This window comes from Pseudovibrio axinellae, assembly GCF_900110875.1.
In the GTDB taxonomy this organism is placed as follows: Bacteria; Pseudomonadota; Alphaproteobacteria; order Rhizobiales; family Stappiaceae; genus Pseudovibrio; species Pseudovibrio axinellae.
The window spans coordinates 236,271-259,185 of sequence record NZ_FOFM01000001.1 but is presented as its reverse complement, the minus strand read 5'-3'; the positions used below and the strand labels follow the sequence as shown (position 1 = coordinate 259,185).

The following is a 22,915-nucleotide window of genomic DNA, read 5'->3' as shown; positions in this document are numbered from 1 at the left end:
GGCGATTATTCAGCAGCTTGAGTTTGAGGGACGCGCTCGTCGGCGATCTGCTCAAGCTTGCTTCGGTTTGTTTTTAAGTACTCAAGGGAAGCACTCAATGTGGATATTCCGTATTCCAGTGTCCAGGAAGCTGCGGGGTCGCTTGAGAGTTCAAGCTGGTGTTTCATCCCGCTAATCTTGAGTTCAAGGTGCGCAACGCGGCGGTCAATTTCGTTGGAAAGGAATTCGCTACCAACCCACCTGCAATAAAGTGCAAGAAGGAGGAAAGGGGACCGGAAAAGATCATCAAGGGCGGTCTCTGATAGCTCTTTTACAAAAGCCTCGCGACCAACCTGCGTGATTGAATAGATCTTCCGAGACGGTTTCCCCGAAGAGGTTTCTTCCCGCCAAGTTACAAGGCCTTCCTGTTCCATCTTGGCAAGCGAGGGGTAAATTGACCCGTAGCTGGCTTCGATGAAATGACTGAAGTGCCCCATCTGTGCTGTCTTACGGATTTCATACCCAGTCGCATCCGCACTGGATAATATGGCAAGACAAAACTTTCGTGTGCTCATTTCACACCATAAAGCTCATAGAGTTGCGGAAAGAACTCAAAACGAGTCCTGTAAATAACTTAACTGGAAGCTGAAAATCTTATCAGAGCAAAAGTTTAATCACGTTCGATATATATTTACTCGATATATGAACTTATTAACTTAAAACTCTAGGAACTGTCAAATGTAGAAATGCAACAGGTTTCCCTGACCGTTACATACCTGATGAGATATTTGCATTACCCAGAATTTCAATGGTTACCCCTTAAATTTAGTGAATATTTTACAATATTGTTGAGCCTGTGATTGCAGGCCGGCCAAATTTCACTGTGACTTAAAATGGGTTTTGATGGGATTTCTGCATAAATCACTTGTCTTCTCTTCCTGTTTTAATGTGAATAGTGGCTAACAACTTCAAAAGGGTGTTTCTTAATGGAATATGCACGCGATATGATTGGATATGGTAGGCACACACCAGATCCAAAATGGCCTGGCGATGCAAAAATTGCGGTTCAGTTTGTGCTGAATTATGAAGAAGGTGGCGAAAACAATATCCTTCATGGGGATGCTGGTTCAGAAGCCTTCCTTTCAGAAATCATTGGCGCTCAAACATGGCTTAACCAACGCCATATGAATATGGAATCGTTTTATGAGTTTGGCTCGCGTGCTGGGTTCTGGCGCTTATGGCGCTTGTTCCAAAAGTATGAACTGCCCGTAACTTGTTATGGTGTCGCGACTGCACTGGAGAAAAACCCAGATGCTGTAAAGGCGATGCAGGAGGCAAACTGGGAAATTGCCTCTCATGGACTGAAATGGATTGAGTATAAGGATTTTTCAGTCGAGGAAGAGCGCTGGCACCTCGAGCAGGCCATCAAGTTCCATGAGATGGCCACCGGAGAGCGCCCCTATGGCTGGTATACTGGAAGAACTTCAGTAAACACTCTGCCTTTGGTCATGGAAGAGGGGGGCTTCCTTTATAGCTCTGATAGCTATGCAGATGACCTGCCGTACTGGGTTGAAGGGCCTAAGGGAGAGCATTTGATCATCCCTTACACATTGGATGCAAATGATATGCGTTTTGCAACAGCGCAGGGCTTCAACTGCGGTGACCAATTCTTTACCTACCTAAAAGATAGCTTCGACACACTTTATGCAGAAGGTGAAGAGGGATCTCCCAAAATGATGTCCGTTGGTTTGCACTGTCGTTTGGCCGGGCGGCCAGGACGGACAGCAGGACTTGCTCGTTTCATCGACTATATTTCGCAAAAACAGGACGTTTGGGTGCCGCGTCGTATCGATATTGCACGCCACTGGCATGAACACCATAAGCCCTAAGACCATTTAATAATTTAATTTTTGAACCTCTCTCGCGATCATCGGGAGAGGTTTTTCAATATCTGTAGATAAGCCTCGTTCTTCATGAACTAGCCGCAATCCAGCCACCTGTAAGCCAGACCTCTCGCCTAGTCCCTCACAGGGGCGCCCTTTGAAACCACATAGTAAATAATTAGTAGGTTCAAATTGTCGTGACCACCTGTTCTCCTCAATTAGATATTGATAGAGACAAGTTAGAAACGCAAATCGGCTGTGCAGTGTGCCTATGCATCCTACCGGCAATCTTACTAAGGAATAACAATAGGGTGACCATGAGCTTTTTAAGTGCCACAGCCCAGAAGGCGATGCATTGCGGAAAAAGTAGTTTGTCCCGGCGTAGTTTTATAATCGGAACCGCAGCCGTGGCACTGGCTGGATGCCAAACGACCGGAACCCCACAGCGCAAGGTTGTCTCCGATTTACGGCAAGACCCTTACTATCAAGCTCTTTATGGCCCACTGCCGAATGAAGACTACCCTGTCCCTGCGGTCAATCTGAATGAGATTAGTGATGGAAGATATCTTCGTCAGGTTGTGAGTTACACAGGCCCAGAAGCAGGTGGCACAATTGTTGTCGATCCGGCCAATCGCTTTTTATATCTCGTCAGGGGAGACGGCACCGCAGTTCGGTATGGTGTTGGTGTTGGTCGGTCCGGTTTCGGCTGGAACGGGTCAGCCGTGATACAGTACAAACGACAGTGGCCTACATGGACGCCGCCAGCTGAAATGATTGCGCGCCAACCTGAACTTGAAAGTTTCCGGCGCGGTATGGCGCCTGGCATAGAAAACCCTCTGGGTGCACGAGCCTTGTATTTGTTCCAAAATGGAAACGATACATTGTACCGCCTTCATGGCACCAATGAACATTGGTCTATTGGCAAAAATGTCTCAAGTGGTTGTATCCGTCTTCTGAACCAAGATGTGATTGACCTTTACAATCGGGTGCCCAATGGTTCGCCAGTTGTTGTTAGGCCCGCAGGTAACCCTGTGGAAGCTCACAACGTATAGTGTCTTTTTTTTCTAAGTAAAAATTACAGATTGGCCTGATGCTCTCGTCAGGCCTTTTGTATTTCTGCGCCCAAAACCACTAGAGTACGGAACGAATTTGTAACGAAATGTAGCAAAACCCTAATTCTGATAATCTCATTACGTTTTTACAAGCGTCAAAATGCACATGTCTTACAAAAGCAATGTAAAACAATATCAACTATTGTGTTTTTAAAGCATTCTTGAAACGCCAAGAGGCTCTTTTCGTCGCTGTTGAGCCTGCATAGCCTTAAGTAATGTAGATTTAGGTAGGAGTTGGGTGTTGATGTCCCATTCTATGCAGACTTTAAAAGTTGGTCTGATTGCCCTTGCGATTGGCGTGGCCGGATTATACATCGGTAAACCTGTTATCTTTTCAAAACCGGTTCCATTTCTTGATTCAATTGGCTTAACGCTCTGGCAGTCTGGTGCTTCTGAAGTTGCTGTTCAAGGAGCTGGCAGCGGACAACAACGCGGGCGTGGTGCTGGCGGCAGAGGGGCCCGCAACCAGGAGATCATTGTTCGTGGCCGTTCAATTGCAACAGGTGTGACGGACACGTTCGTTAGGGCAATTGGAACAGGCCGTGCTGTGAAAATGACAGATCTCTACCCTGAAAGCTCGGGTAGAATTCTGGAACTGCCATTCAAACCTGGAACTGATGTGTCGATAGGAGATATCCTTTTGCGTCTTGATGATGCGGAGGAAAGATTAGCTGTAGAGCGCGCTAAATTTGCCCTCAAAGATGCTGAGGCGCAAGTTGCGCGCTATGAAAAGCTGATGAGCTCCCAGACGATTTCGACTGTACAGATGCAAAACGCGCTTCTTGCAACAAATCAGGCCCGCTTGGATTTGGACAAAGCCACTATCGATTTAGAACGTAGGCAGGTCAAAGCTCCCTTTGATGGAATTTTAGGCATCATTGATGTCGAGATCGGGGACTATGTTACACAATCCTCTCGGATATCTGGCCTGGATGACCGATCAAGTATTCTGGTCGAGTTTGTCGTGCCCGAGCGCTTTGCCAACAAGGTGAAGCGAGGCGATGAGGTTGAGCTTAGAACAGAAGCAATGCCGGGGCATGTTTTTAGCGGTCATCTCACCGCTCTTGAAAATCGGGTAAATTCTGACTCTCGTACCCTAAAAGTTCAGGCAACCGTAGAAAACCCGGATGACCTGCTCCGCTCTGGCATCGCGTTTGATGCGCGGGTCCAGCTTGAAGGGGATGAGTGGCCTTCCGTTCCCTCAGTCGCTCTTAAGTGGGACCGTACAGGCCCTCATATTTGGCTTGCAAAAGGCAATACAGCGCAACGCGCCGATGTAACTGTCATTGAGCGAAGCGCTGATCGTATTTTGATAGGTGGGGACGTTGAGCCTGGCGACATTGTAATTACGGAAACCACAAGGGATTTGCGACCAGGATCAAGAATAACAGTTGAAGCTGAGCCTGGCTTTTCGCTGAGTCCTTCTGAGGACGCACAAGCTCCGCTTGTAAGCGAAACACAAATGCCAGGAAGTAGGGCAATCGGAACGCGTCAAGGCGATGGTCGTGGCCAAGGAAACCTGCGCCCGACAGACGCGGGTCGGAGCAACCAAGGTGCGCCCGCCGACAGCTCAAGCCCGCGCTCAGGTGATCTTAGCGACGAAATCAGTCAATCCAGTTCCTGATCGATCAATTTGAGGGTGTTTTTATGACGACCGACAAAAAAACGACTCGGGAAAGCCATCTAAAAGGGCTCTATGCCCTTTGTGTGCGTCGCCCGATCCTTTCTATCACTTTGAACCTTTTAATCATTGTTGCCGGTATCGCAGCCTTGCTGGGTATTGAAGTGCGTGAGATGCCCAATGTTGACAGGCCGGTTGTAACGGTGACAACCACATACTCAGGCGCACCTCCTGAAGTGGCAGATGCGGAAATTACCAGTGTTTTGGAAAAAGCGATTTCCCGAACGGCTGGCATCGAATCTGTTTCCTCAAGCTCCAGATATGGCCGCAGTCGCATAACAGTTGAGTTCAGTGACGGGGTGGATGTCAGCGAAGCTGCAAATGACATTCGTGATGCGGTTAGTGGGGCTGTTCGCAACCTGCCAGAAGATGCAGATACCCCTGTGGTTGTCAAAGCAGACGCTGATGCTGATCCTGTTATGCGTTTGGTGGTAACATCTGACAAGATGCGGATCGAGGAATTGAGCGAATTTGTCGATGACGAGATTGTGGATCGCATTACCTCAGTGGCTGGAGTTGCCAGTGTCGATGTTTACGGTTCTCAAACGCCAGTCTTCAAAATTGCCATCGATGTTCAAGCCATGTCTTCACGTGGTTTGACGCCTGATGACTTGCGCAGCGTTCTGGAAGAGCTCGCCTTAGACACTTCGGGTGGGTCACTGGAAACCGGCGACCAGGAGCTTTTCGTACGAGCAAACTCTGACGTGAAGACAGCTGAGCAGATTGGCATGGTCAAGTTGGATGAATTTACAAGAATCCGCGATATCGCGTTTGTAAGTTACGGGCCTGCGAGGGCATCTTCCGGCGCCTTTTACAATGGTCGACGTGCTGTCGGCATGGGGGTAATCCGCTCCGCAAACTCCAATACAATTGATATATCGAATAACATTCGCGCTGAAATTGAGAATATGAAAGATCAGCTTCCGCAAGGAGTGAAAGTTAATGTCAGCAGCGATGATGCCACTTTTATTGGTGGGGCAATTAAGGAAGTTTTGTTCTCGCTCGCACTCTCAATAAGCATAATTATTGGTGTGATGCTGCTCTTCCTTGGTTCTATTCGCATCACGCTGATACCTGCAGTAACAGTGCCTGTTGCCCTGATAGGTGCATTGGTTGGGGTCTGGCTTGCTGGGTTCTCAGCAAATGTTCTAACTCTTTTGGCTTTGCTGCTTGCCACTGGTATGGTGGTTGATGATGCTATCGTCGTTTTGGAGAATATCTCCAAGCGTGTGCATCAAGGGCAGGGACCAAGAGCAGCTGCTATCTTAGGGACACGCGAAGTGTTCTTTGCGGTTATCACGACCACAGCAACCTTGGCAGCGGTTTTTATACCCATCTCGTTCTTGCCCGGTAGTGTAGGCAAGCTATTTTCAGAGTTTGGATTTGTTCTCGCCATAAGTGTCATGTTGTCGTCTTTTGTCGCACTGACACTTGCACCAATGATGGCCTCGCGCTTGTTGCGTACCAAAAACTATGAGGACACCCACAAGCCTTCAGCGCTGTGGAAGGTTATCTCCCGGATAGGTACGTTCATAGAGCTATCATATTCCAAGATCCTGGATTGGACTTTGCGTCGCCCGTTTGTAATGCTCGGTGTCGCAACCCTCTTCGTTGTATGGGGGGCCTCGCAGTACACTTCACTTCCGCGCCAACTCACACCGACTGAGGATAGGTCGGTAATCTTTCTGATCTCTTCGACGCCGCAGGGGGCAAGTTTGGCCTATACTGCTGGCAAGATGAACGAGCTTGAGAGTATTGCACAGCCCTATGTCGACAATGGGGAAGCCCGAAGCGTTATGAGCCTTGTTGGGCTAGGCGGGCAGATCAATCGTGGTTTTCTTGTTATGTCACTTAAAGATTGGGCAGAGCGAGATCGCACCCAACAGGAAATCGTGAATGAACTGCAACGCAAAACTTCAAAGATACCGGGTCTGAGGGTCCGTATCGCACAGCCCAATACCCTTGGCATTCGCGGCGCTGGGCAGGGGCTTCGCTTTGCGGTGACGGGTGCCAACTACGATGACCTAGCCAAGAGTGCTGACGATATCGTTGCAGAGATGCAAGCACGTCATGGCGATAAGGTTGGCTTTGCGTCTGTATCCTATGAAACAACTCAGCCCCAATTGCTTGTTAGCGTTGACCGGGAACGGGCTAAGGATCTAGGTCTTTCATCAGATAGAATTGCATCGAACCTGCGTATGCTGCTGGATGGGTCTTCTGTGGCTGACCTTTTCGTTGAAGACAACGGGATCCCGATGGTGATGGAAGCGGGTGGGCTCCCAATGCGCTCCACGCGTGATCTGGAGAACATCTTCATCAAGAGTAAAGATGGGACGATGTTACCGATGTCCTCCATTGTGTCCATCAAGGAAGAAGCCGTTGCTCCAAGCCTGACCCGTGAAGCGCAGCAACGTGCTGTTCCGGTTACGATCGCGATTAACGATGGTTACGACTTGGCGCAGGCCATTGATGATATGAAGGAAATTGCAGCACAAGTGCTCCCTGAGGGAAGCAGTGTGACGCTGATGAGTGAGGCTGCTGTTCTGGAGCAAACCACTTCTAATGTCTACATGACGTTCTTGTTTGCAATACTTGTCGTGTTTCTCGTGCTTGCAGCTCAGTTTGAGAGTTTTATGAGCGCTTTGGTTATATTGTGTACTGTACCTTTTGGTATTTCAGCAGCAATCATATCCATCGGCTTAACTGGTGGCTCAATTAATGTGTATTCTCAAATCGGGATCATCTTGCTGGTTGGCTTGATGGCCAAAAACGGAATCCTTATTGTCGAGTTTGCAAATACTTTGCGCGAGGAAGGGCGGTCAGTGTTTGATGCGATACATGACGCATGCCTCATCCGCTTCCGTCCCGTTGTGATGACAGTTGTTTCAACAGTATTGGGCGGCGTTCCACTTGTGCTTGCGTTTGGCGCAGGTGCGGAAGCACGTATAGAAATGGGCTGGGTGGTTGTCGGCGGACTGGGGTTTGCTACGCTCTCCACCTTGTTCGTTACACCCGCTGCTTACTTGCTGCTCATGCGCTTCACGACACCTAATAAGGCGAGCGAAGAGAAGTTAAACAAAGAGCTGGATGAAGCACTCGATGTGACCAACGCGCCTGCCGAATAGTTCTGTTACAGAGAAGACGAGATGATGACGATGCTTTGATTGCTTTCATCTCGGCATCTCTGTGCAAGATAGTAGATGTCAAGACGCAGGGTAACAAGATGGGAGTTCGCTCCCGTCTCCGTCGTTTCGCTCACGCGGTGTCCGAGGTCACTAGAGAGCTCCAGCTCAAAAAAGGCTTCTCCCTGGGAGAAGTAGGAGAGCAGTAAATCCAGATCCAGAGCCTCGTTTCCAGCGGCATCAACAATAAGTGCTTCGCGCAGCTTATCGCGCCACATTAGCTCTCCGCAGCTATCGAGGAACTGCTCGCAGGTGACCAGCTGCTCAAATAATTGATTCACAGTGGAGTGAAGCATTTATTCCCAATCTAACCCTTGAAACGCACTGCAGATATCATAGCAAGAAAATCTGATTTCTCGTCAAATTCAAAGAGTAAAATTGGATGCAAGGCACTTCGGAAACTGTCTTCATTAATCACGATTGCTGATCCAGATTCTCAGTGTCACAAAGTTGGGTTGGTAGAGAGAGTGGCGAGCCAACTACTGAAAGCAGTTTGAGTATTTAATGAATACAAAAACTACTTTCAAAGTGATCGATACATTTGGGGTTAGGCGATTTTGGCAAATGTCTTCATCATAATCTCGACGAACAAGGCCGCGTCTGCGTCAAATGCAACTTTACAATTTACCGGCTTTAAGCCTCGGCGATTTTTATCAATGATCGTGCGCCCAACAGACAGCTCTCCATGCGTTTCAATGTCCACCGGGTGTTCTTCCAGTGTAATCACCTCCGGTTGAATAAGGTGCGCAATACATAGTGCATCATGGACGGGTGCGCTGTGCTCAATATCCATCCTTTGGATCTTGTCGTGAATGCCGATGCGGTGGCCGGTGCAAGCTGCCATGGCTTGCCCTGCTGGCGTCCCAAGCTCACCAAATTGTATGCATTGGCTTGCGGTTACCAGCGCCTTGTGTGTGGCATCCAGTGGGACCATCGTGAGCTTTTCAAATCCAGCATTAAACACAGTGTAGGCTGCTTCAGGGTCGGCCCAAATGTTGAACTCAGCAGCTGGGGTGACATTGCCAACATCGTGCCCACCGCCCATGATCACAACTTCGGGAATAAGGTTCACTAGCTTTGGCTCAATAGCCAATGCAGCAGCGATGTTTGTGAGTGGGGCGACTGGAACCAGCGAGATTGGGTCTGTTGTACTGCGATACGTTTCAACGAGGTATTCAACGGCATGTTGCTGCTGTGCTTGCAGTTTTGTTTCCGGCAAGGGCAGGTGTTTACCGTGGATTTTTTCAGTAAGGTCGTTTTTAGTGCGTGGAATTGGGAAATCACTTCGAACAATTGGCTTGACGCACCCTGCATAAACCGGGATTGACCCTTTGCCGATAAAGTCGAGCACGCGCAACGAATTATCTGTGCAATAGTGCAGCTCAGCGTTACCGTTAACGGTCGTGACACCAACCAGATCCAAGTCTTCATGCAAGGCGGCCAGCATGATGGCAACTGCATCATCCGTACCGGTGTCCACATCGAGTATCAGCTTTTTTTTCATTTTTTGCTCCCGGAAGATCGATCGCTGCTAACTCTATGGGCGCGCAGCGGCAGCATGATAGGAAGGTGCACCATCTTAGTTATTTACGAGCAGGTGCTTGTTGCTGGAGGAAGTAGTTTTAAGGACAGCAGACTAGATTATTCATGCTAGGTCAATTACTTGTGTAATTTAATATCCGATATATCACAGTTTCATGCGAGTGTTTGAAAAATAGATCATGCCTGCATATCCAATTTTTTCTGAGGACTACTTCGAGGCTCAGCAGCGTTTTATAGAGCTTGCTAGACAGCTCGAGTATGACGTGGAGATCATTCCTCACCCGACCTTTAAGAGTCCGGATGGGCCCGTTCATATGACAGTCGCCACGCAGGGTGGGGCAAACTGCGAACGGGTCATCTTCGTGACTTCGGGTGTCCACGGTACCGAACTCACTGCAGGATCTGGTATCCAGTTGGATTTGATGCAACGCTACATGTGCGAGGTCCCGGCTGACACCAAATTGGTTTGGGTCCATGCCGTGAACCCGGCGGGCTGCGCAATTTTTACAAGAACTGACGAAAACAACGTCGACAATAATCGGAACTCAATAGTATTCGGAGAAAAGCTGCCGCAAAATCCAGACTATGAGGAATTGCACTCAGCTATCTGTGCACTCGACATCGAAGCGGATGGTTGGGACAAAGCAAATGCAGCAATTAAAGCTTATACCGACAAAAACGGAGCAAGCGCGCTGACACAAAAAGTACTCAAAGGCCAATACACAGTGCCGATGGGGCTTTTTTACGGGGGCGATAAAACCTCTTGGTCGACGCGAACGCTACAACAGGTCATTGCGCGTTACGGGCACGGAGCCAAGCAGGCAATGATTATCGACCTGCATACGGGCTTTGGCCCCTGTGGCTTCTGCGAAGTTATGGATTTGAGCGCAAGCCCATCCGAAGGTGCTGAATGGGGGCTGATCGGCGGTTATATGTGCGATACCATCGATATTCTGGATCTTGAGCAGCCACCAACCAAGTTGATACTGGAGTTTGGGACGATCCCGTTTGAGCAGGTTTTGGACGCACATCGCCGCGATAACTGGTTAAAGCGTAATCAGAGCTCAGTTGATCCGGAGGTTGCACAGCAAATCCGGCAGGAGCTGAAGGACGCACTCTTTGTAAATACTCCGCAATGGTGTGAGGCGCTGCTTGTCCAAAGTCGAGATGTCTTCGAAAAGTATGTCTTAAAAAATTGAGTTTATCGCTCAATTAAGGGCTGATCTCAGTTCGGTCATAGGCAAAGCATTTGCCGCTTTGAGATTGATTGCAAGACTCTATGATATCCAGCATCATCACTGCCGACTTAGAGGGCGTGAGGAGTTGTTGCTCTGGAATGTTACGTTGAAACGGCTTGGAGAGTGCGCTGTCGACAGTTCCCGGGTGGAGGCCGATTACGACAGACTTTTCGTGCGTGCGTTGCATTTCAATGGCAGCGCAGCGGATCAGCATATTCAGCGCTGCTTTTGAGGCGCGGTAGGAATACCAACCACCGAGGAAGTTGTCGGAAATGCTGCCAACGCGTGCTGATATTGCTGCAAATACCCCTTTGTTATGTCTCGGCAAAAGCGGCAAGTAATGCTTCATAATAAGGGCAGGCAAAATCGAGTTGGCTAAAAACGTTTCTTCCATAGCCGTTGCTGATAAGAAGCGAATAGTTTTTTCAGGTTGGGTGGTTGGGCTATGAAGTTGGCCCGTTGCTACAAAAATTATATCAAGGCCACCTTGCGCTTTGATCGCACCCGCGCTCGTTTGCATCAGATTGTCTTCTAGACCAAGGCTGTAATGTTGCGTTCGCTTGTAAGCCGGAATCCGCTCTAGGGAGCGAGCGAAGCAAAACACCGTAGCGCTTTCGTACCGATCTAAACAGGCCTTAGTAAAGGCCGCGCCCAATGCGCCGCTTGCACCAAATACAGCGATCCGTTTCGGGGGAAAAGCCATCAAGTATTCCTTTGCGCATGTGAAAAGCAAAGGAAGTGTTCAAAAGCTGCGCCACGCCGTCAATTAGCGGAATATGAGAGCGTATGCTCTTACTGTATTTAGGAAGTTTTTGAAGTTAATGGCTGGGGATCCTGGACTCGAACCAGGACCGACGGAGTCAGAGTCCGCTGTTCTACCATTAAACTAATCCCCAGCAGAACAGGAGGGTGATGTTCCCTGCAAGGCACTAACGAAAAATCGTGCGTAATTGGCTGGGGATCCTGGACTCGAACCAGGACCGACGGAGTCAGAGTCCGCTGTTCTACCATTAAACTAATCCCCAGCAACAACAGCACGTCAGCTACTGCTACTCAACGAAGCGAAACAAGTGTTCAATTCGTCGGTGAAAGGGCTTTTAGTGGCCGTGTCATACCTTGTCAACTTGGTTCTCATGAGTTTTAACAAAATCAGTGCTCTATGTCGGATTTGACACTCTGCTTGTGCATAAGCCTCTGTAGTCTTGCGGTCTTTACGGTCTGGCAGTTCCGAGCAAGCGCGATAATGGTGAACGTGTTTTACGTTTTCAGAATGGGCCTCTAAAGTTTCCTTTAATTTGACGGAAGTGTTTTAAATTTAAGACTGTACCAATCAATTCGGGGAATTGCTGTTTGCCATTAAACTGTTACAATGTTGGTAACTAGAAATGACTTCAGTCCGAAAAGGATGCACTGGCTCCTCGGACGGCACAAAGGCATAACACTTGAAGAAAACGGGTGAGCGGTCCTCTTCGGATGGAGCGAGAACGCCCGGCGTCCCGGGACGCCCAAAAAAGGGCAGACGGAAGCAACGCCATAGAAAGCGCCAGAGCGGGGATGCTAAAAATGTGTCTTTGCAGCGCGCTGAATCTGGTCGTTCTGCAGGCACTGCGGAAGAGACTGGTAGTTCTCGTCCTGAAGGCGCCAAGCGGCAGAGGAAGGCACGTCGCGCTAAGCCAAATAGGGCTGAAAGACGTGCGCTCTTAAACCAAAAATTACATCCGCCCCTTGTCAATATTGACCCGGACGGTACATCGGTAGAAGTTCTGCAACCTGCTCCGGTGCCTAAGGAGGAGGCCGTAAGGCGTGTTCCGGCACAGGGTCAGCACAGCGGAGCCGCTGAACACAAAACATCGCGTTCCTCCCATGGTTATCGTTCCAAAGAGGCTGAGTTAAACCGACGTCGTCATTCTTCAGATATGCGCAGTGATGGTGCTCATCGTGTACCAATGCGTCATAAGCACCACGCGGCCGGATCTGAAGAACTCTATGCTGCGCTGGATCTTGGAACCAATAACTGCCGGTTGTTGATTGCGCGGCCAGAGCAGCGCGGTTTTCGTGTCGTCGACGCGTACTCCAAAATTGTGCGTTTAGGTGAGGGAGTTGGCCGTAACAGGAGGCTTTCTGACGACGCCATCTCACGTGCTATTGAGGCCTTGCAGGTTTGTCAGCAAAAAATCTCAGAAAGCGGCGTGCAACGTGCGCGGCTCATAGCGACGGAAGCTTGTCGAGCAGCTGAAAATGGCGAGGAATTCGTCCAGCGTGCGAAGAAGGAAGCTGGGCTTGAGCTTGAGATCGTTAGTCAGGAAACCGAGGCCCGCCTTGCTGTAGCTGGTTGCGTATCTCTGGTCGACCCTGAAGCAGATGGTGTTCTCCTGTTCGATATCGGTGGAGGGTCTTCTGAGATTGTATGGTTGGATCTGCGTAACAGATATGCCGCAAGAGGCTTCGCCCTGACGCGGTTTGTCAGAACATGGATGTCTCTTCCGTTAGGTGTTGTGAACCTTGCTGAGCTCCATGGGGGTGTGCATGTTACTCCTGATGTATTTGAAGCGATGGTGTCAGATGTCTCCAAGAGGCTCCAGAATTTTCCTCTTGGCAATGAGCTCTCCCGTGCTATAGAGCGCGGCAATGTACATATGCTTGGTACATCCGGGACGGTGACAACTTTAGCTGGGGTTCACCTTGGTCTGAAGCGCTATGACCGCCGTCGCGTTGATGGAACATGGATGGAGCAAGAAGATGTTGCCGCCATGATCAACCAACTATTGAATATGTCCTATCAAGAGCGGGTGGAAAATCCTTGTATTGGTGAGGATAGAGCAGATTTGGTGCTAGCAGGTTGTGCGATTCTGGAAGGAATACGACGCAGATGGCCATGTCAGCGCTTGCGAGTCGCTGATAGAGGTCTGCGAGAAGGTATACTGATGGAGATGATGGCTGCAGACAAAGTCTGGAGCAACTCCAACCAGAAACGCCGGCGCGCGCCAAGAAAGGAATATAACAAATGACCGGAAACTCAAGTGGTCGTGGATCAGGTGATCGTGGCATGTTTCAGCGCGTTAAAACCGCGCGTAAACGGTCCAATTCCTCAACACTCTGGTTACAACGCCAGCTTAACGATCCGTACGTTCGTCGCGCAAAAGCAGAAGGGTACCGTTCCCGTGCTGCTTTCAAGTTGATCGAGATAAACGAAAAGCACGAAATCCTTAAACCTGGAATGCGTGTCGTTGATCTTGGCTGTGCCCCAGGTGGTTGGTCGCAGCTGACGGCTCCAATTGTTGAATCTACGGATGATAAGCCACTGGTGGTCGGGATCGATTATCTCGAAGTGGAGCCGATCCCAGGTGTTGTGATCTTGCAGAAGGACTTTCTTGACGATGATGCACCCGAAGCGTTGATGAGTGCGCTTGGTGGTCATCGGCCTGACTTGGTGATGTCTGATATGGCAGCGCCAACGACGGGGCATCGTCAAACAGACCATTTGCGAACGACATATCTGTTTGAAATCGCAATCGATTTCGCACGGAAAAATCTAAACGTGGGTGGTTCATTCCTCTCCAAGGTGTTCGCAGGTGGGGCAGAAGCCAGCGCGCTGGCGGACCTGAAGAAAGAGTTTAAGTCGATCGTGCATATCAAGCCGCCAGCAAGTCGCAAAGGTAGCCCGGAGATGTTTATTCTCGCCAAGGGTTTTAAAGGTTCAAAATAATTGACAAAAGGCTGGTTTCGACCAGCCTTTTTTGTGTTGTGTTTATAAACTAACAATGTCAGTTCGTAGAGTCGCCGGATCTTAATTGGGTCCCGCACAGACCTCTGACAGGTGTTCGTGCCTGATCGTTTAACTGGCCAGAGAAACGAAGCGCAAGTTTGGGTGCTAGTGGAAGTGTCTCTGTGAGCGCGCGCTCTACTCTGTGAGTGCAAGCTGAGCTAGAGTGAACGTGTCAGGTCTGAATATGCAATCCTTAGTATGCTTCTGATGCAGCGCGGTCCATGCCGCCACAAATGCGCGTGAAAGTGGTTTGCTCATCCCGTGTTTATTGCATTTCATGTAGGCTAATAAAAACAATGAGGTAACGCGAAAACAAGTAATTCATTGCTTGAAATCGAAAGTTTCCTCTTTTCAAATCAGAAAAGCCATGGTAGTGACCCGCGTCAACTTCTCTATCATTTATGGCAACTCTGCAGTCAAATCCACACCGCAGGGGGTGGAACAGAGCGGTCTATTTTTACCCGAAGGGAACTTGGCGATGCCTACATTTTACGAACCATCTTCAGGTCAAGAAGCTTTGACCTTTGATGACGTTCTGCTCCTTCCAGGGCATTCTGAGATCATGCCAGCTCAGGTGGACCTGCGCTCCCGCATCTCTCGCAATCTTTACCTGCACCTGCCGATCCTTTCTTCTGCAATGGATACCGTAACCGAAGGACGCCTTGCTATTGCAATGGCACAGGCTGGTGGATTGGGTATCATTCATAAAAATATGACACATGAACGCCAGGCAGAGCACGTACGCCAGGTGAAAAAGTTTGAAAGCGGTATGGTCGTCAATCCATTGGTGATTGGTCCTGACGCAACGCTGAAAGATGCGCTTGATCTGATGGAAGCGCACAAGATCTCTGGTATTCCTGTTGTTGAAAACGGCGGACGAGGTGGTAATGCCATAGGTCGCCTTGTTGGTATTTTGACCAACCGTGATGTGCGCTTTGCGTCCAACCCAGAGCAGCTGGTGTGTGAACTGATGACGCGCGATGATCTCGTGACAGTCCGTGATAACGTGCGTCAGGACGAAGCAAAACGCTTGCTTCACCATCACCGCATCGAAAAGCTCTTGGTGGTGGATGAGAACCAGTGTTGTACTGGTCTGATCACGGTTAAGGATATGGAAAAAGCCCAGCTTAACCCAAATGCCTCTAAGGACGATCAGGGGCGCTTGTTGTCGGGAGCTGCAACCGGAGTGGGCGAAGATGGTTTACGCCGTGCAGAAGCGCTTATTGAGGCCAATGTTGATGTGCTGGTGGTTGATACTGCTCATGGGCACTCGCAAGCTGTGATCGATCAGGTTGCGACCATCAAAAAGAAGTACCCGAACGTGGAGTTGATTGCTGGCAATGTAGCAACGCCAGGCGCGACCAAGGCTCTGATAGATGCCGGCGCTGATGCCGTGAAAGTTGGTATCGGGCCAGGTTCAATATGCACCACACGTATCGTAGCTGGTGTCGGCGTACCTCAGCTCACAGCTATCTTGGACTGCGCAGAAGAGGCTGCAAAGGCAGGTCTTCCGATTATTGCTGACGGTGGTATCAAATTCTCTGGCGATATGGCCAAGGCGTTTGCAGCAGGTGCAGGCTCCTGCATGGTGGGCTCACTGCTTGCTGGTACAGAGGAAAGCCCAGGCGAGGTCTATCTGCATCAGGGCCGCTCCTACAAAGCATACCGGGGAATGGGGTCCGTCGGTGCAATGGCGCGTGGTTCCGCAGATCGCTACTTCCAGGCAGAGGTCTCTGACAAGTTGAAGTTGGTACCGGAGGGTATTGAAGGTCAGGTCCCATACAAAGGACCTTTATCTTCAGTTCTGCATCAGCTCGCTGGAGGCGTCCGTGCCTCCATGGGCTACGTCGGAGCACCAGCATTGGAAGAGTACAAAGAACGCGCAACCTTCGTCCGCATCTCTGGCGCCTCCCTTCGCGAAAGCCACGCCCACGACGTAACAATCACACGCGAAAGCCCGAATTATCCCGGAGCTGTTTGATGGTGTTTTAACAACGCAGTGATGTGTTTAAATATGAGAATATTTAGGGTCGGGAGTTGGATTTACTTATATCGGCTTTTGACCCTAAAGACCCTCTCGCAGCTAAGCTAAAAACCTGTACTTGAAATGCCGAGATACGGTGGCCGACAGATTAAACTCTGGGTGCATCTGAATCAATGGCAAGCGAAGAGTTCGCGGCGAGGACCGCTCTCCTGAGTTCTCAATATGGCGGGTAGCTGTTGAGTTGCAGCCCCATATAGAATATGAGGCTACGTTTGTTCATCACTGTTGGACCACAGCCATATTGTTGTTTAAGCTGTTTGATATGGCACGCAGCATATCAATAGTTGCAAATTCTTTGTTTGCCTCTTCTGCGTCACCTTTCGTGCCGTATTCGCTATTTGCCGAAAGCTTGACGATCACTAGGTTTGTTGTGGGGTTCACATATATAAACTGATTGTAAACGCCTATCGCAGAAAACTCCCCCTGTTGCCCGTCAAATACCCACCATTGGTAGCCATAGCCTAAATCAAAAATGGACTGGAGACCTTCAACTGGCATGAGGTGGGGAGCATCAGGTGTCACAGATGACTTCACCCACTGTGGGCTTACGATCTGCTTGCCATTCCAATTCCCGTTATTGCGAAACAACTCACCTAATTTTGCATAATCGCGAGCTGTTGCGTTTAAGCCCGCAAATGCCAGCTCCATCCCAAAATCATCTACAATCCAATAAGCATCACTCTCCATGCCTAATGGTTGCCAGATTTTTTCTTGCATATAGTCGGTTACCGAACGACCTGTTGCTGCAACTAATAAGGCTCCTAACACTTGCGTGTCAGCTGAATTGTATTTCCTAAATGTACCAGGCTCACGCTCTTGTTTTATGGTCCTAAGAAATTCATCCAGCGAACCGCCGAAAGCCATGATCTTTCCCATTCTCAGCACTTCAGAATCGGAGTCGCTATAGGTTTCATTCCACGCAGCGCCTGATGACATTTGTAAAATGTCTTTAATGCGCACACCATCATACGCAGATCCCGCCAGATTAGGGACATATTGCGTGACAGGTTCTTCGATGCTTTTAATCAGGTCTTCGTCTATGGCTATGCCGATCGCTAAAGATACAAAACTCTTGGCTACTGACATTGATAACCACTTCACATCACGGCCACCGCTTAAAGCGTAGTGTTCATGGATCACCTTGCCGTCTTTCAAAATAAGCAATGCGCCGGTGTCCGTGTCAGCTAGAAAATCAGCGGTATTGTACTGCTTATTTCTGGAGCGAAAATCAGTTGGTAGATCGATTTTCTTATCATCTGTAAATTGATAAGGTTGCCCGGAGGCCTTGACTACACTCACCGGAAATATGTCGGCAATAGCTGAAAAGCTTTGATGTTGCTCTGCGCCACTAAACAATGACAAAGCGTAGCGTAATCGCTGGATATTAGTCCAGTTGTAGAGGGTAAATATGCCTCCGGCGACTATAAGTGCTGCCAAGGATACAAGTATTAATTTCTTCATGCTTTACTCCTGAAAATAAAATCAAAAATAGCATGATTAGAAAATGTAAAGTTATGCCTCCTGACAAAGGAGTTATGAGCTGCGATAAAGTTATTTTGAGATCTTACTGTAACTTTGCTTTTGATATAATTTTGGTGTGAAGCCAAATTGGCGCTTAAATGCCGTAATAAAATTACTAGTGTGATCGTATCCTAGACTATGAGCTATTTGACTGATGTTCCCTTTATGATGTCGCAATAAGAACTGAGCGTGTTTCATACGCAGCTGCTGCAGGCGTTCGCCAATAGTTACTCCGAATAAACGTTTGAACCCATTTCTCAATGACGCTTCGCTCATACCAACGGTTTTAGCCAGCTCATGTAAGGACGGGCAATTATTGAAACTGCTGGACAGTATCTCATTTACCTGATTGAGCTTTTTATAGACACGCGGATCTAGAGTTTTGTGTTTATCATGAGTTTCGAGCTTTCGGATCAGATCCAGTGCCAAGCAGAGTAACTCGTGACTTTTACTTTGCATATAAGCTGTACGCATGCTCCCTATAAATGGGCAGCTGATCAGCGCGATTAGACATTGTTGTATAGCTCCATCAAACTGATAATGTTGAACGAATAACTCTTCGCTTACCTTTCCATCAATCAGCAGATTGATGCTTTCAGGCAGTGAGTCGGAGGCTAAACTTAGTGGTGGCTCTGTCAAAGCGTGAGGTTTAATCGCAAGTGTGACCATTGCGTAGCGTTCGTAGGGTTGGACTTTGTCACGCAGCGTCTTCTGCTGTTGGCTATACCCCACTAAGAGCGAGCCTGGTCCAATTGAAACTTCTTTGCCACTTGCATGAGACAACGTATTTTGTCCTGTAAGCTTAAATGCAAAGGTTAGATGTCCACCTAAACAAGTCGCATCTGCCTCGAGCGGAGATAGTTCTTCACTATCTATTGTACGCAGAAGAATATGCTCGCCCACCCGATATAGCTCTTCAAACCCACTTTTTTGATCTACTCCATAATGAATTCTATAAGCATCGAAATCATGACTTAAACTAACCCATTGAGTTGTATCAGTTAGTATAGCGCTCGGTATGTCGAGGCTGTGCCCCAAAATATTAATGCTGGGATAGATAGCCATAATCACTCCTGAATACTTATTGCCGACCTCTTAGAATACACGGTTGAAAGACGGCTCATCCAGTTTAGAAATTTCAGCACTTTTGTTAAGTAGATTCGCTTAGTTTGTGCAGCTTTTTGGGATTATCAGTCAAAATGATCAGTAATCTAATACTAGCGTCTTTTCGAAAAAGCTCTTTAATAGGCCATAAGGATGGCATTCTCCAAGTAAATGGATGCATTAAAGAGCGAAGCCAGCTCCGACCCGGTGTTGGTTGAATAAAAAGCGATGTAGTCGAGCTTCTTGCACTGGTTTTGTTTGCTGTCTGGCTTCAATCCGTTCAGCCTTGTTGGCTAACGGAGCGGATTGAAGCCACCTTTCAGGATGAGGCCAGTTACCATTATAAACACTTTTACGGATAGGTAACGATCGTGCCCTCAGAAATCACATCAAGCCTGGAGGGGTGGTCTTGCATAGCCCGTGTTAGCTCCCAGATTGGTTCCAGATAAAGTCCAAACGTTGAGTGGTGAATTGGCAAAATAGTCCTTGGCTTTAGTCTTCCTGCCATTTCGACAACGTGGCTAGCGCCCATGCTGATCTGCCCTAATGTTCCGGTGGAGCCCACAGCACCAACATGCGGAACCAAGATATCAATATCTCCGAGCTGTTGAACACTGGCCATAACGTCTTCCTCTGGAAACGTGTCACCTGTCCAGTACAGTGTTATTTTTTCGTTGCCAGACAAAAATTCGAAGAAATAGCCATTTCCTCGCCCAATGATACCCAGTATCTCTGGGTTTTGGGAGTGTTTGGCCGGAACCGAAGTTACCTGGATCTTGCCGGAGTTGGTTGGCAAGCTCAACTGTTCACCCCATGGCAAAACGGTGGTGTTAGAAAAACCTTTTTCTTCCAGAATTGCACGGTCAAAATCAGACGAGATTATCTCCATGCTTGAAGGTAGCGCTGCTTCTGCTGCCTTATCAAAGTGATCTGGATGCATGTGACTAACGAATGTCGCCGTGATGCTTTCAAGATTGAACTGCGGTAATTCACCAAATCGCGGCTGAGGTTTTATGTTTGGCCCCTTTGTAGGATCAAACATCTCGTTGGGGTTTGGCATCACAATAGCCTGATCGCCAATGCCAAATGCTGGATCCGTCATCACCGTAACGCCATCAAAGCGAATGAGCATCGTTGCGCCGCCGAGCCATTGCACTTCTAGTGTTTTTAGCAGTTCGCCACCAGGATCTTGCTGTGTGTTTGTGCTTGCGAAAGCAGGAAGTGCTAGCATTGAAGTCGCAGCTGTGATGCCGCTCAGATTCAAAAAATTACGTCTATTCATCTTGTCACCCATATTTTTATGAGAACAGACCTAGCGAGCTTAGATAATTTGAACTATTCAGATAATGTCGGTATCATTATTCAAGAAATCTGCATAATGTCAAATATAACCCAATTACAAACATTCGTGGAGGTCGCTCGCTTACAGTCCTTTGCCAAGGCTTCTGAGCAACTCAATGTTCCCCGCTCTACGATAACTGCGCGGGTGCAGGCCATCGAAGAACGATTGGGTGTTCAGTTGCTATATAGAACAACAAGAAGGGTTAGCCTGACAGCTGAGGGCCAACGGTTTTTAGAGCAATGTGAACCTGCTCTGGATGCCCTGCGATACGCTGAAAACGATTTGTTAGAAATACATGAACTCTCCGGGACGATAAGACTATCGGTCCCAACTGACTATCCGCCTCGAAGGCTGGAACGGCTGCTTAGGAGCTTTTGTGGTCAGCACCCTAAGGTGTCTTTTTATGTAGATGTAAGTGACGCGGCTGTTGATTTGATAGCAGGGCATTTTGACCTTGCGATACGCGCCCGGAGTCCTGGAGACGACAACTTGATAGCCCGGCGCTATTCATATGATGCGGTCGGTTTATTTGCTCGCAAAGAATACCCGGTCCTTGATGAAATAAACGTCAGTTCTTTTCCTGTGCTGGATCCAGGGCAGTTTTTGCCTGCGCCTTCATCTGGGCAGGTTCCGGCGACTTGCGTCAAAACAAGCAACTTTAACCTCACAAAAACACTTGCGCTATCAAGTGACTGTATCGCTGTGCTGCCATTATCATTGTGTGAGCAAGAGGTGCAGGAGGGGCGTTTGGTTCCGCTCCGAAACACAATTCAAATTCCTCCTGTTCCGCTTTATATTGTAACGCCTGCTAGAAAACACCAACCTAGGCGCGTCAGAGCGTTTATCGAACATATCGTTGAGAAAACCAAGGCTGGTTTGTAATGATACGTGAGTTAGCGGTCAAAAATTAGGAGCCCTTTGGCCGCGTGATAGGCACTTAGCCTATAAGGAACTGGAAGCTGTGCTCTTAAATATATTGGTCTGTATTTTGGGTTTTATCTGCGAATTTACATTCACATGGCAGTCTGCTCTTTGAGGAAACTGTTGAATGAGGTGATATGTGGTTTGCCACACTCATGCTATGCACTATTGAAAAGCCTTAAGGATTGGCATAAACGCTGCAAGGCCATAAGAATAAATCGTAAAATATAATTCAGGGATTTAAGGATCATTCATGCGTGACGGTGGACGAATTGCGGCTGCAATCGAAGTGCTGACAGAAATCAATGAGCGCCGCCGTCCTGTGCAGGAAGCCCTGAAGGATTGGGGCAACAAACACAGGTTTGCAGGATCTGGTGACCGGGTGGCCATTGGCAACTTGGTGTTTGATGCTTTGCGACACAAGCTCTCACATGCGCAGGCGATGGGCTCTGACAGTGCACGGGCCCTTGTGCTCGCCACGTATATTTGGGGTTGGGGCAACCAGGTTGAAAAGCTGCAGCAGGTGATGGAAGAAGACCGTCATGCACCCGAGCCGCTTTCTGAGGCTGAAGGTGAGGCGCTGTTACAAAACAAGCCAGTTGACGATGGCAATCAGATCTCCGCAAATATTCCTGAATGGCTTTGGCCTCATTTTCAAGACAACTTTGGTGACGAGGCGCTGGCTGTTGGGCGTTCCCTTTCAGAGCGCGCACCGATTGATATGCGGGTAAACACCCTCAAAAGCTCGCAGGAAAAGGTTCTTAAACGTCTGTCGCACTTGCGAGCGGAAGTTAGCGGCTTGTCCCCTGTAGGTGTGCGCTTGGAGCCTGTTGTTGGGCCGCGTAAATCTCCGCACGTGCAGGCTGAAGAAACATTCCGCAAAGGTTGGTTTGAGCTTCAAGATGAAGCCTCTCAGATTGCGTCCATTCTGTCAGGTGCCCAGCCTGGTGAGCAGGTTCTTGACCTGTGTGCAGGCGGGGGTGGCAAAAGCCTTGCCCTTGCAGCGCAAATGCAGAATAAAGGCCAGATCTACGCGTATGATGCACACAAAATCCGTCTGGCACCGCTTTATGAACGAATGGCACGCGCTGGTGTAAGAAATATCCAGACCATCGACCCTCAAACCGGATCCCTCGATATTTGCAATGGCAAGATGGATCGCGTGTTTGTTGATGCTCCTTGTTCTGGAACGGGTGTTTGGAGACGCCGCCCTGATACCAAGTGGCGTGTGACGGAAAACGCACTCAACGGCCGCATTGAAGAGCAGGCGCAAGTGCTTGAAACAGCCACTCGCTTTGTGCGCTCAGGCGGAAAGCTGATCTATGCCACATGTTCGCTGATTCCAGCTGAAAACCAGTTGCAAGTCAAAGCATTCCTTGAAAAGCACAGCGACTTCAAACTTGTCGACCTAGCACCTGTTTGGGACGAACATTTCGGCGTTGTTGAGTCTCGCAAGCCTCTGTTTAAGGATGGTGGAACGGTCACTTTGACGCCACACCACACAGGTACGGATGGTTTCTTCATTGCGATGATGGAGCGGGTTTAAGTTCCGGTGAAATAAACACTCTTTACATTTAAATTGATAAGGGCATGTCACTGA

17 protein-coding genes and 2 tRNA genes are annotated in these 22,915 nt (G+C 48.7%); 10 read left to right on the top strand and 9 right to left on the bottom strand.

All coding sequences use genetic code 11. The annotated features are described in order from the left end of the window. Positions 1 to 5 precede the first annotated feature (5 nt). Positions 6 to 554, bottom strand: coding sequence for a PadR family transcriptional regulator (locus BMZ51_RS01130; RefSeq protein ID WP_068007190.1), 549 nt, complete (start codon positions 552 to 554; stop codon positions 6 to 8). Between the two features lie 411 nt (positions 555 to 965). Between BMZ51_RS01130 and puuE the strand changes: the two genes are divergently transcribed. The 4 genes from puuE to BMZ51_RS01110 all read left to right on the top strand — a co-directional run bounded on the left by puuE (position 966) and on the right by BMZ51_RS01110 (position 7,780). Next, positions 966 to 1,868, top strand: a complete 903-nt coding sequence (gene puuE / locus BMZ51_RS01125; RefSeq protein WP_068007192.1) for an allantoinase PuuE — start codon at positions 966 to 968, stop codon at positions 1,866 to 1,868. Positions 1,869 to 2,179: 311 nt separating this feature from the next. Beyond that, positions 2,180 to 2,914, top strand: a complete 735-nt coding sequence (locus BMZ51_RS01120; RefSeq protein ID WP_244271393.1) for a L,D-transpeptidase — start codon at positions 2,180 to 2,182, stop codon at positions 2,912 to 2,914. A gap of 304 nt (positions 2,915 to 3,218) precedes the next feature. Continuing rightward, positions 3,219 to 4,598, top strand: a complete 1,380-nt coding sequence (locus BMZ51_RS01115) for an efflux RND transporter periplasmic adaptor subunit (protein WP_068007194.1) — start codon at positions 3,219 to 3,221, stop codon at positions 4,596 to 4,598. 23 nt (positions 4,599 to 4,621) lie between these two features. Then, the gene (locus BMZ51_RS01110; RefSeq protein ID WP_068007195.1) at positions 4,622 to 7,780 is read left to right on the top strand and encodes an efflux RND transporter permease subunit; all 3,159 of its coding nucleotides are present in this window, start codon (positions 4,622 to 4,624) and stop codon (positions 7,778 to 7,780) included. Between the two features lie 5 nt (positions 7,781 to 7,785). On the opposite strand, the gene BMZ51_RS01105 is transcribed toward BMZ51_RS01110, so the two are convergent. Both BMZ51_RS01105 and BMZ51_RS01100 read right to left on the bottom strand, forming a co-directional pair. Next, a complete protein-coding gene (locus BMZ51_RS01105) occupies positions 7,786 to 8,133 on the bottom strand; it encodes a hypothetical protein (RefSeq protein WP_068007201.1) in 348 nt (115 codons plus the stop codon). 251 nt (positions 8,134 to 8,384) lie between these two features. Beyond that, complete coding sequence (locus BMZ51_RS01100) at positions 8,385 to 9,341, bottom strand: nucleoside hydrolase (RefSeq protein ID WP_068007204.1); 957 nt, start codon at positions 9,339 to 9,341, stop codon at positions 8,385 to 8,387. Positions 9,342 to 9,558: 217 nt separating this feature from the next. Between BMZ51_RS01100 and BMZ51_RS01095 the strand changes: the two genes are divergently transcribed. Continuing rightward, complete coding sequence (locus tag BMZ51_RS01095; RefSeq protein WP_074881674.1) at positions 9,559 to 10,578, top strand: DUF2817 domain-containing protein; 1,020 nt, start codon at positions 9,559 to 9,561, stop codon at positions 10,576 to 10,578. A gap of 13 nt (positions 10,579 to 10,591) precedes the next feature. Here the strand turns inward: BMZ51_RS01095 and BMZ51_RS01090 are convergent, their stop codons facing one another. From BMZ51_RS01090 to BMZ51_RS01080, 3 genes are all read right to left on the bottom strand, one after another. After that, the gene (locus BMZ51_RS01090; protein ID WP_068007206.1) at positions 10,592 to 11,320 is read right to left on the bottom strand and encodes an SDR family NAD(P)-dependent oxidoreductase; all 729 of its coding nucleotides are present in this window, start codon (positions 11,318 to 11,320) and stop codon (positions 10,592 to 10,594) included. Positions 11,321 to 11,439: 119 nt separating this feature from the next. Further along, positions 11,440 to 11,513, bottom strand: a tRNA-Gln gene (locus tag BMZ51_RS01085). 55 nt (positions 11,514 to 11,568) lie between these two features. Continuing rightward, positions 11,569 to 11,642 (bottom strand) — tRNA-Gln (locus BMZ51_RS01080). 540 nt (positions 11,643 to 12,182) lie between these two features. Between BMZ51_RS01080 and BMZ51_RS01075 the strand changes: the two genes are divergently transcribed. The 3 genes from BMZ51_RS01075 (at position 12,183) to guaB (ending at position 16,364) form a co-directional block, all read left to right on the top strand. Continuing rightward, positions 12,183 to 13,625 carry a Ppx/GppA phosphatase family protein gene (locus tag BMZ51_RS01075; protein WP_068007210.1) on the top strand — a complete coding sequence of 481 codons (1,443 nt, stop codon included), beginning with the start codon at positions 12,183 to 12,185 and terminating at the stop codon, positions 13,623 to 13,625. Continuing rightward, on the top strand, positions 13,622 to 14,323 hold the full coding sequence (locus BMZ51_RS01070) for an RlmE family RNA methyltransferase (protein ID WP_068007214.1): 702 nt from the start codon (positions 13,622 to 13,624) through the stop codon (positions 14,321 to 14,323). The genes BMZ51_RS01075 and BMZ51_RS01070 overlap by 4 nt, the downstream gene beginning before the upstream one ends. Positions 14,324 to 14,861: 538 nt before the next feature. After that, positions 14,862 to 16,364 (top strand): IMP dehydrogenase, encoded by a 1,503-nt coding sequence (gene guaB / locus BMZ51_RS01065; protein ID WP_068007292.1) that lies wholly within the window; start codon positions 14,862 to 14,864, stop codon positions 16,362 to 16,364. Positions 16,365 to 16,646: 282 nt separating this feature from the next. Here the strand turns inward: guaB and BMZ51_RS01060 are convergent, their stop codons facing one another. The 3 genes from BMZ51_RS01060 to BMZ51_RS01050 form a co-directional block, all read right to left on the bottom strand. Next, a complete protein-coding gene (locus BMZ51_RS01060) occupies positions 16,647 to 17,888 on the bottom strand; it encodes a serine hydrolase domain-containing protein (RefSeq protein WP_068007220.1) in 1,242 nt (413 codons plus the stop codon). 90 nt (positions 17,889 to 17,978) lie between these two features. Continuing rightward, positions 17,979 to 19,013, bottom strand: coding sequence for an AraC family transcriptional regulator (locus BMZ51_RS01055; protein WP_068007223.1), 1,035 nt, complete (start codon positions 19,011 to 19,013; stop codon positions 17,979 to 17,981). 391 nt (positions 19,014 to 19,404) lie between these two features. Beyond that, positions 19,405 to 20,334: an MBL fold metallo-hydrolase gene (locus BMZ51_RS01050; protein WP_208979207.1), complete on the bottom strand. Its 930-nt coding sequence runs from the start codon at positions 20,332 to 20,334 to the stop codon at positions 19,405 to 19,407. Positions 20,335 to 20,430: 96 nt separating this feature from the next. Between BMZ51_RS01050 and BMZ51_RS01045 the strand changes: the two genes are divergently transcribed. Next, complete coding sequence (locus BMZ51_RS01045; protein WP_074881793.1) at positions 20,431 to 21,276, top strand: LysR family transcriptional regulator; 846 nt, start codon at positions 20,431 to 20,433, stop codon at positions 21,274 to 21,276. 292 nt (positions 21,277 to 21,568) lie between these two features. After that, the gene (locus BMZ51_RS01040) at positions 21,569 to 22,861 is read left to right on the top strand and encodes an RsmB/NOP family class I SAM-dependent RNA methyltransferase (protein ID WP_068007244.1); all 1,293 of its coding nucleotides are present in this window, start codon (positions 21,569 to 21,571) and stop codon (positions 22,859 to 22,861) included. Positions 22,862 to 22,915: the final 54 nt, after the last annotated feature.

What these genes read in the sequence shown, in the direction of transcription:
- BMZ51_RS01110 (WP_068007195.1), top strand. Translation starts at nt 4,622, where the DNA reads ATGACGACCGACAAAAAAACGACTCGGGAAAGCCATCTAAAAGGGCTC.
- BMZ51_RS01090 (WP_068007206.1), bottom strand. Translation starts at nt 11,320, where the DNA reads ATGGCTTTTCCCCCGAAACGGATCGCTGTATTTGGTGCAAGCGGCGCA.
- BMZ51_RS01045 (WP_074881793.1), top strand. Translation starts at nt 20,431, where the DNA reads ATGTCAAATATAACCCAATTACAAACATTCGTGGAGGTCGCTCGCTTA.
- BMZ51_RS01105 (WP_068007201.1), bottom strand. Translation starts at nt 8,133, where the DNA reads ATGCTTCACTCCACTGTGAATCAATTATTTGAGCAGCTGGTCACCTGC.
- BMZ51_RS01070 (WP_068007214.1), top strand. Translation starts at nt 13,622, where the DNA reads ATGACCGGAAACTCAAGTGGTCGTGGATCAGGTGATCGTGGCATGTTT.
- BMZ51_RS01095 (WP_074881674.1), top strand. Translation starts at nt 9,559, where the DNA reads ATGCCTGCATATCCAATTTTTTCTGAGGACTACTTCGAGGCTCAGCAG.
- BMZ51_RS01115 (WP_068007194.1), top strand. Translation starts at nt 3,219, where the DNA reads ATGTCCCATTCTATGCAGACTTTAAAAGTTGGTCTGATTGCCCTTGCG.
- BMZ51_RS01050 (WP_208979207.1), bottom strand. Translation starts at nt 20,334, where the DNA reads ATGAATAGACGTAATTTTTTGAATCTGAGCGGCATCACAGCTGCGACT.
- BMZ51_RS01060 (WP_068007220.1), bottom strand. Translation starts at nt 17,888, where the DNA reads ATGAAGAAATTAATACTTGTATCCTTGGCAGCACTTATAGTCGCCGGA.
- BMZ51_RS01100 (WP_068007204.1), bottom strand. Translation starts at nt 9,341, where the DNA reads ATGAAAAAAAAGCTGATACTCGATGTGGACACCGGTACGGATGATGCA.
- puuE (WP_068007192.1), top strand. Translation starts at nt 966, where the DNA reads ATGGAATATGCACGCGATATGATTGGATATGGTAGGCACACACCAGAT.
- BMZ51_RS01055 (WP_068007223.1), bottom strand. Translation starts at nt 19,013, where the DNA reads ATGGCTATCTATCCCAGCATTAATATTTTGGGGCACAGCCTCGACATA.
- guaB (WP_068007292.1), top strand. Translation starts at nt 14,862, where the DNA reads ATGCCTACATTTTACGAACCATCTTCAGGTCAAGAAGCTTTGACCTTT.
- BMZ51_RS01130 (WP_068007190.1), bottom strand. Translation starts at nt 554, where the DNA reads ATGAGCACACGAAAGTTTTGTCTTGCCATATTATCCAGTGCGGATGCG.
- BMZ51_RS01120 (WP_244271393.1), top strand. Translation starts at nt 2,180, where the DNA reads ATGAGCTTTTTAAGTGCCACAGCCCAGAAGGCGATGCATTGCGGAAAA.
- BMZ51_RS01040 (WP_068007244.1), top strand. Translation starts at nt 21,569, where the DNA reads ATGCGTGACGGTGGACGAATTGCGGCTGCAATCGAAGTGCTGACAGAA.